Consider the following 14,492-nt stretch of genomic DNA (forward strand, 5'->3'; position numbering starts at 1 on the left):
TCACCTGGTCCTGCTCGGGTGTCAGGTCACCGTGCAGGACTGGTCACCGAGTTTGAACACGGTCGGCTTTCCGTTCGTCCCCGACCAGCTGCCGGTGAAGCCGAAACTCACCGACGAACCGGCCGCCACACCGCCGTTCCAGCTGATGTTCCTGGCCGTGACCGCCGACCCCGACTGCGTGTGGGCGGCGTTCCAGACCTGCGAGATGCTCTGGCCGTTCGGGAAGGTCCAGCCGAGGGACCAGCCCGTCCAGGCGCTCGTGCCCGTGTTGGCGAGCCGTACGTCCGCCTGGAAGCCGCCCGACCACTCGTTGGTGACCTTGTACGTCACCGCGCAGGCCCCCGTCGGCCCGGGCTCGGGATCCGGATCCGTACCGCCGCCCCCGCCGCCACCGGAGTCGGAGGAGTCGCCGTAGATGACTCCCCGTCCATTCGTCGCGACGTAGACCCGCCCGTACACCCTCGGGTCGCCCGTGATCGCCGCACCCGTCCAACCCCACTGGTGGGCGTCGTCGTTGATCCGGGTCCAGGTCGCGCCCTTGTCGGTCGAGCGAAAGATGCCGCGTACGCCGCCGATCTCGGCGCTGGTGTAGAGGGTCTGGTACGAGGCTCCCGTCGCCGCCTTGCCGAAGCCGATGGTGTCGGCCTGCTCGACGCCCGAGAGCTTGGTCCAGGTGGCGCCACTGTCCGTCGAGTGCCACAGACCGTACGCCCCGTCCGTCGCTCCGCCCGCCAGCCACACATCGCCCTTCACCCCGGGCAGCGCCTTGAAGCGCACGCTGTCCCCGCTCGGCAGCCCGGTCGCGTTCGACGCGGTGAAGGTCGCCCCGCCGTCCGAACTGACGTAGAACTTGCCGGACTTGAAGCCGTAGAAGGTCCTAGGGTCCACCCGGTCGGACTCCACGATCGCGTCGGCCGGGATGCCGCTCGACTCCGACCACGCGTTGCCGAAGCCCGTCGCGTACCGCACGCCCGTGCCCGCCGGACTCCACACGAACCGGCTGCCGTCCGAGGCCGCCGCGACCGTACCGCCGCCGCTCACCCCCGACGGGTCGGTGCCGGCGAACCAGTTGGCGCCGTTGTCCGTGGAGAACGCGATGTGCGGACCGGAGTCCAGATTGCCCACGCGTACCACCGTGTTGGGGTTGGACTCCGCGTAGTCCAGGCTGGTCGTCGTCGTGAAGTTCGGCTGGGTGAACATCATCGACGGGACCTTCGTCAGATCCGTGTGCCGGAAGCCGCCGATGTCACCGAGCGCGCTGAGCAGCGGGGCACCGGACGGGGGTGAGGCCAGGTCGTTGACGGCCGTCTCCTCCAGGCCCCGCACCATCGGTCTGATGGCGAACTGGCCGCCGCTGTCCCAGTTCCCCAGGTTCTCCGTGCCGTAGATCGTCGCGCCCGTCCCGTACATCATCCGGTTGGAGTTGAACGGGTCGATCTCCAACGCCTCGGTCATCCAGCCGAGTTTGGGCGTCTGCTCCGGAGGCGAGGGGTTCGCGCCCCAGGTCAGCCACGGGGACGACGACACATCCATCGTGTAGCGGTTCGAGCGGTTCGGATACGACGTGTAGTCCCACGCCTTCGTCCAGCTCGCGCCGCTGTCCGTCGACCGGAAGATCTGTGTGTCCGGCCACCAGGAGCTGTACGCCGTCGCCATGACCGTGCCCGGGTCCTGCCGGTCGACCGTCAGCCCGCTGAACCCGTAGTACGTGTCGGCCTCCGCCACCGGACTGATGTTCGTCCATGTACCGGTCGCGGTCGCGTACCGCCACAGCTGGCCCTTGCCGCCGTCGTACGGCCCGCCCTTGTCGCTGTAGGAGAGATACAGATGGCCGTTCGCCGTGTCGAGGACGCCCTTGTGGGCCAGATGTCCGGTCGGCTGCCCGGCCACCCGCGACCAGGTCGCGCCCGCGTCGGTCGACCGGTACACCGCGTTGTCCTTGTCGGCGACCCCGACGTAGATCGTCCGTGTGGCGTTCCCGGCGGTGCCCGTCGACTCGTCGAAGGTGACCCAGACGATGCCCTGGTTGTCGCTGGAGTACCCGCTCGTGTCGGTCGGATCGGCCACGTAGTTGCCGACGTTCGGGAAGTTCGTCACCTGCGACCAGGTGACCCCCGAGTCCGTCGACCGCCACAGGCCCTTGCCGCTCGGCGCGCCCAGATACAGCACGCTGTTCCGGTTCGGGTCCACGGCGAGGCGCTCACCCATGCCCCGGCCCGGCATGTTCCCGCCCAGCTTGAACGGCAGGTTCGCCTTCTGCCAGCTGGCCCCCCGGTCGGACGACCGCAGGACCGCCCCGTTCCCCGGGTCCCAGCTGTTCGTGTACGTCCCGGCCGCCACGTACACCTTGTTCGGATCGACCGAGTCGGAGGCCAGACTCACGATCCCCGTGTGCCCCCAGTTGTCCCACCCGACCGAGTCGAGCAGGGGCGTCCAGGTCTTCGAGGACTCCACCCAGCGATAGGCCCCACCGATGTCCGTACGGGCGTAGGCGAGGTTCCGTTCCTTCCGGTTGAACACGATCCCGGGAACGAATCCGCCCCCGTCGATCCGGGCGTTCTTCCACGTATAGGTGTCGGCGGCGATGGACACCGCCTTGTCGGCCTTGCCAGTGGCCAACGCGGGTGGGGATCCGGCGAGAAGGCCGGCCGCGAGAGCCAGAACGGTGGTGAGGATGCGGGTTCTTCGCACAGTGGGGGCCTCTCCTTCAAGAGTGGGGGGAAAGGTGCGAAGCGATACGCGCACAGCCCCCGCGCCCGTCTTGAGGGGCGCGGGGCCGTGTGCAATGTGCGGCTGCCGCCGCGTGGGCGCGACCAGCCACGGACGACCCGCAGCCGACATACGACCTGTGACCCGGAGCTACTCCAACAACTCCGCGTACGAACCCATGGCCAAGGCGATGTCCGCCTGAGCCCAGAACCGGTGATACGTGAACGACGGCGCGGCGCCACCGGCCAAGTACGCCTCGATCTTCGACCAGGCAGGATCGTTCTCGTAGAACGACCGGATCGAATCGAACGTGGACGACGAGTTGATCGTGTCCCCGTTCGGCATCTTCCCGGTCCACCCACTCGGCACATACACCCGGTCGTCGAACCGGTTGTAGTCGGCCCGCGTCTCGGGAACGGCGACCCCGAGCCCGTCCTGGTGGTGGTCCCACATCCCGTCGAGCAGAGCCTTGGCAACCCGGGCCGCGTCGGCGTCACCGGAGCGGTCGGCGTAGTACGTCAGCGTCTTGGCGTACGCGGCGGCCACCCCCACGTCGTCCGTGTAGTCGGCGACGGTGACATGAAGTCCCGCATTGGCACCGGGACTTGACGCACTCCATGTGTCCGGCGCACCCGACCACTGAAGCGTCGACGGAATCCGGTAGGTACCGTCCGGATTGATCGTCGTCTTGGAGAGCGCCCAGTCGACCCACTTGTCGAGGACCGTCTTCGCCGCCGCGTTCCCCGTCTGCTGGTAGTACTCCGCGACCCGTTCCATCGACCACGCCTGGAAGCCGAACCACTGGTTGGACGGCGGGTCGTGGTACACCGGCTTCTCGTCGTAGAACATGCCGTAGAAGGTCGGCGTCCCGGCCGGAGGCGTGGCGTACCGCCCCGCCCAGCTGTTGGTGGCGCCGCCCGCGATGCCGCCCTCGTTGGACTGCAGCCAGCGGTAGAACTCGATCTGCCGGTCGAGGGACTTGGCCCAGTCCGCCTGCCCGGTCGTCGACTTGGGCTTGAGCGGGGCGTAGTTGGCGAGGGCGTGGGCGGCCAGCGGGTTCTGGTAGCCGCCGTGCGTGTGGCTGGAGCCGATGCGCCAGGCCCAGCCGGCATTGGTGTCGGTGGCACCGCCCCACGCGTAGTACCAGTTGAGCAGGTAGTGGGAGGAGTCCTTGCCGGTGCCCGCGGGGCAGGTGGTCGGCCCCACACAGTTCCCGATCTTCTTGAAGTACTTGTCGTACATCGCGTAGCGCAGATAGTCGCCCATCTTCGCGGCCTTGCCGATGGTCGCGGAGACATCGGCGCCCTTGCCCTGCTGCTTGGCCCAGATGTCCGCCCAGTACGCGGCCTGCACGGCGCGCGCGTCGGCGTCCGGGGCGTTGGTGAACTTCCACTGCTTGGCGTACGACGCGTCACGGGTGAACAGGTCCAGATACCCGTTCGTGCCGCCGTACTTGAACTGGTCGCAGGTGGGCTGCGGGATGGTCTCCCACACCGACTCCTGCGGCCCGCGCTGGAAGGTGTTGATGTACGACGGTCCGGTGTCGGCCGGCCCCGCCTCGCACTTGCCGGGCGAGTTGCCGTAGCCGTAGACGTTGTCGACGTCCTGCAGCCAGTGCATGCCGTAGACGTCGTCCGTGCCGTACGCGCTCTTCAGCTCGGCGGCGATCGGGTCCGGGCCGACCGAGACACCGGTGTCGAGCTGCGCCGGGTACTCGCCCGGGGTGTCGTGCTCCGGGGCGTACGTCGCCGGCTTGGAGGCGTTGTAGAAGGAGTTGGTGGGCTGGTCGGGCTTGGTCGGGATCATGAACTTCTCCATGATGTCCCAGGCCCCGTTGAACTTGGACCAGTCGCCCGTCACCTTGCCGTACATGGCCTGCAGCCACAGGAGGTAGCTGTACGCCTCCGAGGTGGTCTCATGGCCGTGGTCCGGCGCCTCGACGATCAGCGTCTCCACCGAGTGGTACGGGATGCCCTCGGGGGAGAAGTAGCCGTTCGCCGGGTTGGTGATCTTGCCGTAGAGCTCCAGGAACCGTTCGTCGTACGTGCTCGACGCGGCCAGCTGGGTCACGGTCACCGCTGCCTTGGCGTGCCCAGTGGCCGTCGACTCGAAGACCGCCGAACCCGTGCCGGAGGCGTTCGCGCCGATGGTCACCTTCTGCGCGGTGTTCCAGTCCGACGACGTGAAGGTCAGCGACCCGCCGCCCGTCACGGAGAGCCCGGTGCTGCCGGACGCCCGCGCGGTCGTCACCGTCACATTGCCGGACGGCTGTGTCGACAGTTTCACGTCATAGGTGCCCGACTGGCCCTGGCGGACGCCCAGTTGGGTCGGCGAGACCACCACGGCGGGACCCGAGGCGACCGTGATGCCGACCGGCGTGGAACTCGCGGACGCGCCCAGACTGTCGTACCCCTTGGCCACCAGCGAATGGCTGCCCACGGACAGACCGGTGGCCGAGAACGTGTACGGCGACGTCGTGTCCGTGCCCAGCAGCGTGGTGTCGTCGTAGAACTCGACCTTCGTGACCGTCGCGTTGTCCGCCGCCGCGGCGGTGGCCGCCATCGGCACCGCGGTGCCCTGCGAGAACACCGCGCCCGGCGCCGGGCTGGTCAGCACCGTGATCGGCGGCTGGTGCGCGCCCACGCACGCGGTGCCGTTGATCGCGAAGGCGGTCGGCGCGGTGTTCGTGCCGCTGTACGTGAACTGGGCGCCGGTGGTCACCGCGGCCCCGACGGCGATCGTGCCGTTCCAGGACGCGTTGCGTGCCGTCACCGCCTTGCCGGACTGCGACCAGGTGCCGCTCCAGCCGCCCGTGAGCGTCTGGTTGCCCGCGTAGGCGTACGTCAGGGTCCAGCCGCTGATGGGCTCCGTGCCCCGGTTGCTGATCGTGAGCTCGGCGGTGAATCCCGAGCCCCAGTCGTTGGTCTTGTAGTCGACGTTACAGGCGACCGCCGCCGCGCTGGCGGGAGTCGACCCCGTGCCGAGCATCGTCAAGGGGAGGACGAGGGCCGCCACCACGGCGGTCCACAGGCGTCGCGTGGCACGACGTCTCCTTCTGGGGTGCATGCTCTGGTTCCTTCCGTGCGGCTCTTACGAAGGTGGGGGCGGAGCAGCAGCAACAAGCCTTGAACCAGTGGGAGCGCTCCCATATTGAGGAGGGGGGCGCAAGCGGTCAAGGCGTTTGAAGAGTCGAAAAGATTCGATCAGGGGGAAAAGATTCATGAAGCGCAATAACGCAACACCTCTGTCTTTTACCGTCACTTGGCGCTACCTTCACCAGCACCAGTGGGAGCGGTTCCACCAGTCGACGCGTTCTTCCCAGACGTGTCCGAGCTGCGAGGGACGCTCAGAGAACACCCCCGGCGTTCAGGTCTTTTACTCGCCTCGGCGACAGCGCGACGACTCCTCCTCGTACACCCCACTACGGAAGAGGAACCCGCACTCATGAGCCGTACCAGAACAGCACTCCTCGCGGCGTTGGCGCTGGTCGCCGGTGCCGCGGGGACCGCCATGGCCGCCGTACCGGACGACGTCGGCGCCCAGGCGATCCCCTGCACGGTCGACTACAAGGTGCAGAACCAGTGGTCCACCGGCTTCACCACCGCCGTCACGATCACCAACAACAGCGCCGCGAAGTCCTCGTGGGCCGTGAAGTGGTCGTACGCGGGCAACCAGACGGTCACCAACGGCTGGAACTCCCGGATCACCCAGAGCGGCAGCACGGTCACCGCCGCCAACGAGACGTACAACGGCACGCTGGCGACGGGTGCTTCGGTCAGCTTCGGCTTCCAGGCCTCCTACAGCGGCACCAACGCCCTCCCGACGACCTTCACCCTCGACGGTGTGACCTGCAACGTCGACGACGGCGGCGGTGGCCCCACCAACCCGCCCGGACCCGGCACGAAGGTGGACAACCCGTACGCCGGCGCCAAGGTGTACGTGAACCCGGAGTGGTCCGCGAAGGCCGCCGCCGAGCCCGGCGGCAGCCGGATCTCCAACCAGCCCACGGGTGTCTGGCTGGACCGGATCGCCGCCATCGAGGGCGTGGGCAGCGGCATGGGCCTGCGCGACCACCTCGACGAGGCGCTGCGCCAGAAGGGCTCCGGCGAACTGGCCATCCAGCTGGTGATCTACAACCTGCCCGGCCGTGACTGCGCGGCCCTCGCCTCCAACGGCGAGCTGGGCCCGACGGAGATCGGCCGCTACAAGACCGAGTACATCGACCCGATCGCGGCCATCCTCGCCGACGCGAAGTACGCCGGCCTGCGGATCGTCACGACCGTCGAGATCGACTCGCTGCCGAACCTCGTCACCAACACCGGCAGCCGCCCGACGGCCACCCCCCAGTGCGATGTCATGAAGGCCAACGGCAACTACGTCAAGGGCGTCGGCTACGCGCTCAACAAGCTCGGTGACGTGGGCAACGTCTACAACTACGTGGACGCCGGCCACCACGGCTGGATCGGCTGGGACGACAACTTCGGCGCCTCCGCCACCACCTTCAAGGAGGCGGCGACCGCCGAGGGCGCCACGGTCAACGACGTCCACGGCTTCATCACCAACACGGCGAACTACAGCGCCCTCAAGGAGAACAACTTCTCCATCAACGACTCCGTGGCCGGCAAGTCGGTCCGCGAGTCGAAGTGGGTCGACTGGAACCGCTATGTCGACGAGCTGTCCTTCGCCCAGGCCTTCCGCAACCAGCTCGTCTCGGTCGGCTTCAACTCGAACATCGGCATGCTGATCGACACCTCCAGGAACGGCTGGGGCGGCAGCGCCCGGCCCACCGGTCCCGGCGCCACGACCAGCGTGGACACCTACGTCGACGGGGGCCGCTACGACCGTCGCCTCAACACGGGCAACTGGTGCAACCAGTCCGGGGCCGGCCTCGGCGAGCGTCCGAAGGCCGCCCCCGAAGCCGGGATCGACGCCTATGTGTGGATGAAGCCGCCGGGTGAGTCCGACGGGTCCAGCTCCGCCATCCCGAACAACGAGGGCAAGGGCTTCGACCGCATGTGCGACCCGACGTATACGGGCAACCCGCGTAACAACAACAACATGTCCGGCGCCCTGGCGAACGCGCCGATCTCCGGGCACTGGTTCTCCGCCCAGTTCCAGCAGCTGATGCAGAACGCGTACCCCGCGCTCTGAGCACGCTCGGTCAGGCCGGTCCGTCAGGGTCTTCGTTTCCCCGATCCCTGGCGGACCGGTGGCATGTCCGTGTGGGCCACGTCACGATGGCGGAGGTGGGCGGGTGCGATGAGTTCCGGGCGACGCGGCGGTCTTCATCGCCGTAAGCCCGTGACGGCAAGAGGAAAGAGAACCCCATGCGCATCGTGATCTGCGAGTTCATGAGCCTGGACGGTGTCGTGCAGGCGCCCGGCGGTCCCGACGAGGACACCGACGGCGGGTTCGCCCACGGCGGCTGGACGCACCCGTTCTTCGACCCGGAGGTCGTGGGCGGCGCCTGGGACGCCGCGCTGGAGAAGGCCGACGCGCTGCTGTACGGCCGCCGCACCTGGAAGGCGATGGCCGGGGCCTGGCCCGACCGGGCGGGCGACCCCTTCGCCGACCGGATGAACTCCATCCGCAAGTACGTCGTGTCCGCGACGCTCACCGACGCCGAGCTGACCTGGGAGAACTCCACGCGTATCCCGGGGGAGGAGGCGATCGCGCACCTCCGCAAGCTCCGCGAGACCGACGGTGGCGACCTGCTCGTCATGGGCAGCCCGACCCTCGCCCGCACCCTCCTCCAGGAGGGCCTCGCCGACGAGCTGATCCTGATCGTCATGCCGGTCGTCCTCGGCGGAGGGAAGACCATCTTCCCCGGCGACGGCGCCAAGCACACCCTGGAGCTGATCTCCACGACCACCAGCGGTACGGGCGTGAACGTATGCGTCTACCGCCGGGCGGCCGAGAAGGACTGAGGGGCGGGAGAGAGGGCTGAATCGGCACGATGGATTTGCCGATACAGCAAGAAGGGTGGCCGTTCTCCGGTGCGTCGGAGCAAGCTGACGGCACCCGGAAGAGAGGCTCACCGTCATGGGACAGCAACACCACGGCCAGTGCCGGCACGGACAGGGCGGCGGCCACGAGCATGGTCACGGTCACGAGCGTGGTCACGGCCACGGTCACGGTCGTCACGACCACAGCGACCTCGACTGGGCCGAGGTGGCCGATTATCTGGAGGCGCAGGCGGAGTTGTTCGCGCCGCTGAACCGGCGGGCCGCCGCCTGGGTCGCCACCTGGCAGCCCGAGCCGGGACTGGTCGTCGACGTCGGCAGCGGCCCGGGGATCGTGAGCTGTCAGCTCGCCGACACCTTCCCCGGCGCCCGGGTCGTCGCCCTGGACGGCTCCGGGCCCCTGTTGGAGCGGGCCCGCGCCCGTGCCGAACGCCAGGGACTCGCCGACCGGTTCGGCACTCTGGAGGCCGAACTGCCGGACGGTCTGGGCGACTTGGAGTACCCCGCCGACCTGATGTGGGCCAGCCGCAGCCTGCACCACCTCGGCGACCAGCGCGCCGCGCTCGCCGCCTTCGCCGAACGCCTCGCCCCCGACGGTGTGCTGGCCCTCGTCGAGGGCGGACTGCCCAGCCGCTTCCTGCCGCGGGACATCGGCATCGGGCGCCCCGGGCTCCAGTCCCGGCTGGACGCGGCGGAGGACCGGTGGTTCAGCGAGATGCGGGCCGCGCAGCCCGGCAGCGTCCCGGAGGTCGAGGACTGGCCGGGGCTGCTCACCGCCGTGGGCCTGCGCGACGCCACCTCCCGCACCTTTCTGCTGGACCTCCCGGCCCCGGTCCCGGAGGCGGCCCGTGCCTACGCCGTGAGCCAGTTCCAGCGCGGCCGGGGCATGCTCGCGGACTTCCTCGACGCCTCCGACCTCGCGACCGTCGACCGGCTCCTCGACCCCGACGACAAGGCGGGCCTGCACCACCGCACGGACCTCTTCGTCCTCGCGGCCCACACCGTGCATGTGGCGAGGCGGTGACATTCCGGGGCGCCGGCTGAGGTCTGACCGCCGAAGTCGCCACGCCTAGGCCGCACTTGACTTCGAGAGCGCTTCAAGTGATGGACTCCGGGCGTCGGCCGGAGTCCAGTCGGCCGGCCGGAAACAGAGGGGGAGAACCATGACCGACGCTCCAGTCGCGCTCATCACCGGCGGCGCCAGTGGTATCGGAGCCGCCGTCGCCCGGCAGCTGCTCGACCTCGGCCACCGGGTGGCCGTGACCGGGCGCAGGGCCGAGCGGTTGCGTGCGTTCGCCGCCGAACTCGGCGATCCGGAGGGGCTGTTGACCCTGCCGGGCGACGCGGCCGAGTACCCGGACGTACAGGCGGCGGTGGACGCCACGCTGAAGGAGTTCGGGCGGATCGACACCGTCCTCGCCAACGCCGGGTTCGCCACGCACGACACCGTCGCCGAGGGGGACCCGGCCGGGTGGACGGACATGGTGCTGACCAATGTGCTGGGCCCGGCCCTGCTCATCCGGGCCGCCATCGACGCCCTCAAGGAGACCCGGGGGCGGATCATGCTGGTCGGCAGCGTCGCCGGCTTCGTCCACGGCCCCGGCAACATCTACGGGGCGACGAAGTGGGCCGTCACCGGGCTCGCCGAGAACACCCGGCGGCAGGTCACCGAGTGGGGCGTCGGCGTGACCCTGATCGCGCCCGGCCGGGTGGAGACCCCGTTCTGGGACGCCTACGGCAGCCTGCCGCCCGGCCATCTCCTCACCGCCGACCAGATCGCCGACTCCGTGGTCTGGGCGATCCGCCAGCCGGCCGGGGTCGACATCAACACCGTGGTCGTACGGCCGATCGGTCAGCCGGTCTGAGCCCGGCCGGGGGTCGGCCACCGAACGCATGAGACCGCCCGACGGAACGTCATCCGTCGGGCGGTCTCCGTCTTCTCGGTGTGCTCGCGCTCCCGGCGTGGGGGCGCCGGCCGTGGGCCGGGCCTCAGGCCTGGTTGAACGTCGCCGGGTCCGGGCCGATGCGCCGGTCCTCGTTCAGCGCGCTGATCGCGGCGATGTCCTCGGTGTCCAGGGAGAAGTCGAAGACCTCGATGTTCTCCTTGATCCGGGACGGGGTCACGGACTTGGGGATGACCACATTGCCCAGCTGGAGGTGCCAGCGCAGCACGACCTGGGCCGGGGTGCGGCCGTGCTTCTGCGCGATCGCGATGACCGCCGGGACCTCCAGGAGCCCCTTGCCCTGGCCGAGCGGCGACCAGGCCTCGGTGGCGATGCCCTGCTCCGCGTGGTACTCACGGGCCGCGAGCTGCTGGAGGTGCGGGTGCAGCTCGATCTGGTTGACCGCCGGGATGACGTCCGTGGCCTCGATCAGCGTCTCCAGGTGCTCCGGAAGGAAGTTGGAGACACCGATGGCCTTGGCGCGGCCGTCCGCGTAGAGCTTCTCGAACGCCTTGAACGTGTCGACGAACGTGCCCCGGGCCGGCAGCGGCCAGTGGATCAGATACAGGTCCACGTACTCCAGGCCGAGCTTGTCCAGGGACTCGTCGAAGGCGCGCAGGGTGGAGTCGTAGCCCTGGTCGGAGTTCCAGAGCTTGGTGGTGACGAAGAGGTCCTTGCGGGCGACGCCGGCCTTGGCGATGGCCTTGCCGGTGCCCTCTTCGTTGCCGTAGATCGCGGCCGTGTCGATGCTGCGGTAGCCGGCCTCCAGCGCGGTGGTGACCGCCTGCTCGGCCTCGTCGTCCGGCACCTGCCACACGCCGAAGCCCAGCTGGGGCATCTCGACGCCGTTGTTCAGGATGATCGGGGGGACCTTGCTGCTCACGAGCTCTCGATCCTTAAGTCGTCGGTTGGTGCTTCCCATCGTCAACGATCACGGCCCGTCATGCATTCCTGAGCGGGCCGCCCGCGACCCGAATCACAGCCCGGATCGCAGATTGGCCGGAAATGGATCCGGCGGTCCCAGAGTATCGGTCTGGACCATTGACCGGACAGGGTCACGCGAGGAGTCTGTCCCTGCCGTAACGCACGTCGGTGAATCATAGTCACATACGTGAATGGATGGCTCATGACCCCCACACGAAGGAACCTCCTCGGCGCCGCGCTCGGCGGCGCCGCAGCGGCCGCCGTCGGGCTGCCGGCCCCCGCCGCGCACGCCGCCTCCTGGCAGTTGAAGTGGTCCCCGTCGGCGAGCGCCGACGGGCTGCGCGCCTTCGAGACCCTGGAGGACGACCGCGCCGACTCGCACACCTCCGCCTCGCCGCACATCCGCGCCACCGGCGACACCTGGCGGTTCGACATGCACACCGTCGACCGGGACACCTCCACCGACCGCCAGCGCCACGAGGTCACCGGGCTGCGCACGAGCAGCGGCTTCCTGCGCTGGACCGAGGGGCAGACCTGGCGGGTCACCTACGGGATGTACATCCCGGCCTCGCTGAAGGCCACCACCAGCTTCACGCACATCATGCAGATGAAGCAGCCCGGCGCGGGCACCTCCCCGCTCGTCGTGCAGTCCCTGCGCCGGGTGAACGGGGCGCAGACCATCGAACTGAAGCTGCCGATCGACAACATCCTGATCGGTCGCACCGATCTGGCGCCGCTGCACGACTCCTGGGTCGATGTCGACTTCCAGGTCAAGGTCGGCAACGGCTCGGCCGGTTCGGTGCGCTGGATCCTGAAGAAGGGCTCGACCACCCTCATCGATGTCTCCCGCACCGGCATCGACACCTTCCTCGCCGACCGGCTGCGCCCCAAGTGGGGCATTTACCGTTCCCTGGGCGACACTTCGGGTTCGCTGCAGAACTGCCATCTGCTGCTGCGGAACATGAAGGGGTACCAACTGGTCTGACCGGGAGGGGAGTTCAGTCGCACCGGAGGGCTCACGCCCGGTACAGCGCCTCCACCTCGGTCTCGTACGCCTTCTCGATCGCCTTCCGCTTCAGCTTCAGCGAAGGCGTCAACAGCCCGTGCTCCTCGGTGAACTGGTGCGCGAGGATCCGGAACGTACGGATCGACTCGGCCTGCGAGACCAGGGTGTTGGCGGCGACCACCGCCCGCCGTACCTCGGTCTCCAGCTCCGGATCGCGCACCAGCTCCGCCGGTGACAGCCGCGCCTTGCCGTGCATCTGGAGCCAGTGCTCGACCGCCTCCGAGTCCAGGGTGACCAGGGCGGCGATGTACGGACGGTCGTTGCCGACGACGATGCACTGGGCGACCAGCGGATGGTCGCGGACCCGCTCCTCCAGGATCGCGGGCGAGACGCTCTTGCCGCCCGAGGTCACCAGGATCTCCTTCTTGCGCCCGGTGATGGTGAGATAGCCGTCCTCGTCGAGGGAGCCCAGGTCACCGGTGGCCAGCCAGCCGTCGTGCAGGGTCTCGTCGGTGGCCTTGGGGTTGTTCAGATAGCCCTGGAAGACATTGGGGCCGCGCAGCCAGATCTCGCCGTCGTCCGCGATGTGCACGGTCATGCCCGGGATGGCCTGGCCGACCGTGCCGTACCGGGTGCGCTCCGGCGGGTTGGCGGTCGCGGCCGCCGTACACTCCGTCAGCCCGTAGCCCTCGAAGATATGGACGCCCGCGCCCGCGAAGAACAGGCCGAGCCGCCGGTCCATCGCGGAGCCGCCGGACATCGCGTACTTGATCCGGCCGCCCATGGCCTCCCGGATCTTGCCGTAGACGACCTTGTCGAAGAACTGGTGCTGCATCCGCAGCCCCGCCGACGGGCCGGGCCCGATGTCCCAGGCCCGCGCCTCCATCGCGTCCGCGTACTTCACGGCCACCTCGACGGCCTTCTCGAACGGGCCGGACTTCCCCTCGCGTTCGGCCTTGCGGCGGCTCGCGTTGAAGACCTTCTCGAAGATGTACGGCACGGCGAGGAAGAACGTCGGCTTGAAAGCGGCGAGGTCGGGCAGCAGGACGGCCGCGTTGAGCTGCGGCTGATGACCGAACTTGACCCTCCTGCGGATGCCCGCGACCTGCACCATCCGCCCGAAGACATGGGCGAGCGGCAGGAACAGCAGCGTCGCCGCCTCGTCGCCCTTGCGGGACTTGAACAGCGGAGCCCAGCGCTCGATGACCGTGTCCGCCTCGATCATGAAGTTGGCGTGCGAGATGACACAGCCCTTGGGGCGGCCCGTCGTACCGGAGGTGTAGATGATCGTCGCGATCGACTCGGGCGTGACCGCGAGCCGGTGCCGGTGCACCACCTCGTCGTCGAGGTGCGCGCCCGACTCGTACAGCTCCTGCACCGCGCCCACGTCCAGCTGCCAGAGCCGGCGCAGCTGGGGCAGCCGGTCGATGACGGTGGCGATGGTCATCGCGTGGTCCTCGTGCTCGACCATGGCGGCCGTGCACTGGGAGTCGTACAGCATCCAGAAGACCTGCTCGGCGGAGGAGGTCGGGTAGACGGGGACGACCTGGGCGCCGACGGTCCACAGGGCGTAGTCGAAGAGGGTCCACTCGTAGCGCGTACGGCACATGATGGCGACCCGGTCGCCGAACCGGATGCCCTGCGCCAGCAGCCCCTTCGCCAGTGCGAGGACCTCGTCGCGGAACTCCGCGGAGGTCACATCGCGCCACTCGCCCCGCTCGTCCTTGCGGCCGAGCGCGATGTGGGCCGGGTCCTCCTGGGCGTGCTCGAAGACGACGTCGGCCAAGCCGCCCACCGGCGGCGCCGACGCCAACGGGGGGTTGGTGAACTCGCGCAAACCCGCTCCTCGTGGCGCTCCGCACAGCGCGTGAAAGCTACCTCACCGCGAGAACGGGCGGGAGGGTTGTGGAGGGGGCGCATTGGGAGGGGTGGTGCGAGTGGGCGCCG

The 14,492-nt window shown here is 69.0% G+C and carries 9 protein-coding genes; 5 read left to right on the forward strand and 4 right to left on the reverse strand.

What is annotated here, in order from left to right; all coding sequences use genetic code 11:
* Positions 1–21: 21 nt before the first annotated feature.
* Positions 22–2,691, reverse strand: a complete 2,670-nt coding sequence (locus tag ABT147_RS38100; protein WP_351415081.1) for a cellulose binding domain-containing protein — start codon at positions 2,689–2,691, stop codon at positions 22–24.
* 168 nt (positions 2,692–2,859) lie between these two features.
* Complete coding sequence (locus tag ABT147_RS38105) at positions 2,860–5,775, reverse strand: glycoside hydrolase family 48 protein (RefSeq protein ID WP_351415083.1); 2,916 nt, start codon at positions 5,773–5,775, stop codon at positions 2,860–2,862.
* Positions 5,776–6,153: 378 nt separating this feature from the next.
* Between ABT147_RS38105 and ABT147_RS38110 the strand changes: the two genes are divergently transcribed.
* From ABT147_RS38110 to ABT147_RS38125, 4 genes are all read left to right on the forward strand, one after another.
* Positions 6,154–7,860: a glycoside hydrolase family 6 protein gene (locus tag ABT147_RS38110; protein WP_351415085.1), complete on the forward strand. Its 1,707-nt coding sequence runs from the start codon at positions 6,154–6,156 to the stop codon at positions 7,858–7,860.
* Positions 7,861–8,036: 176 nt separating this feature from the next.
* The gene (locus ABT147_RS38115) at positions 8,037–8,636 is read left to right on the forward strand and encodes a dihydrofolate reductase family protein (protein ID WP_351415088.1); all 600 of its coding nucleotides are present in this window, start codon (positions 8,037–8,039) and stop codon (positions 8,634–8,636) included.
* A gap of 115 nt (positions 8,637–8,751) precedes the next feature.
* Positions 8,752–9,696 carry a class I SAM-dependent methyltransferase gene (locus ABT147_RS38120; RefSeq protein ID WP_351415091.1) on the forward strand — a complete coding sequence of 315 codons (945 nt, stop codon included), beginning with the start codon at positions 8,752–8,754 and terminating at the stop codon, positions 9,694–9,696.
* A 139-nt stretch (positions 9,697–9,835) separates the two neighbouring features.
* Positions 9,836–10,537 carry an SDR family oxidoreductase gene (locus ABT147_RS38125; RefSeq protein ID WP_351415093.1) on the forward strand — a complete coding sequence of 234 codons (702 nt, stop codon included), beginning with the start codon at positions 9,836–9,838 and terminating at the stop codon, positions 10,535–10,537.
* 124 nt (positions 10,538–10,661) lie between these two features.
* Here the strand turns inward: ABT147_RS38125 and ABT147_RS38130 are convergent, their stop codons facing one another.
* Positions 10,662–11,498 (reverse strand): aldo/keto reductase, encoded by an 837-nt coding sequence (locus ABT147_RS38130; protein ID WP_351415095.1) that lies wholly within the window; start codon positions 11,496–11,498, stop codon positions 10,662–10,664.
* A gap of 243 nt (positions 11,499–11,741) precedes the next feature.
* On the opposite strand from ABT147_RS38130, the gene ABT147_RS38135 reads away from it, so the two are divergent.
* Positions 11,742–12,524: a Tat pathway signal sequence domain protein gene (locus tag ABT147_RS38135; RefSeq protein ID WP_351415097.1), complete on the forward strand. Its 783-nt coding sequence runs from the start codon at positions 11,742–11,744 to the stop codon at positions 12,522–12,524.
* 31 nt (positions 12,525–12,555) lie between these two features.
* Here ABT147_RS38135 and ABT147_RS38140 read toward each other — a convergent pair whose 3' ends face one another.
* The gene (locus tag ABT147_RS38140) at positions 12,556–14,382 is read right to left on the reverse strand and encodes an AMP-dependent synthetase/ligase (protein WP_351415099.1); all 1,827 of its coding nucleotides are present in this window, start codon (positions 14,380–14,382) and stop codon (positions 12,556–12,558) included.
* Between the last annotated feature and the right edge of the window lie 110 nt (positions 14,383–14,492).

It is taken from the genome of Streptomyces sp. NPDC001868 (assembly GCF_040297125.1).
GTDB lineage: Bacteria > Actinomycetota > Actinomycetes > Streptomycetales > Streptomycetaceae > Streptomyces.

What these genes read in the sequence shown, in the direction of transcription:
- ABT147_RS38125 (WP_351415093.1), top strand. Translation starts at nt 9,836, where the DNA reads ATGACCGACGCTCCAGTCGCGCTCATCACCGGCGGCGCCAGTGGTATC.
- ABT147_RS38135 (WP_351415097.1), top strand. Translation starts at nt 11,742, where the DNA reads ATGACCCCCACACGAAGGAACCTCCTCGGCGCCGCGCTCGGCGGCGCC.
- ABT147_RS38105 (WP_351415083.1), bottom strand. Translation starts at nt 5,775, where the DNA reads ATGCACCCCAGAAGGAGACGTCGTGCCACGCGACGCCTGTGGACCGCC.
- ABT147_RS38110 (WP_351415085.1), top strand. Translation starts at nt 6,154, where the DNA reads ATGAGCCGTACCAGAACAGCACTCCTCGCGGCGTTGGCGCTGGTCGCC.
- ABT147_RS38120 (WP_351415091.1), top strand. Translation starts at nt 8,752, where the DNA reads ATGGGACAGCAACACCACGGCCAGTGCCGGCACGGACAGGGCGGCGGC.
- ABT147_RS38115 (WP_351415088.1), top strand. Translation starts at nt 8,037, where the DNA reads ATGCGCATCGTGATCTGCGAGTTCATGAGCCTGGACGGTGTCGTGCAG.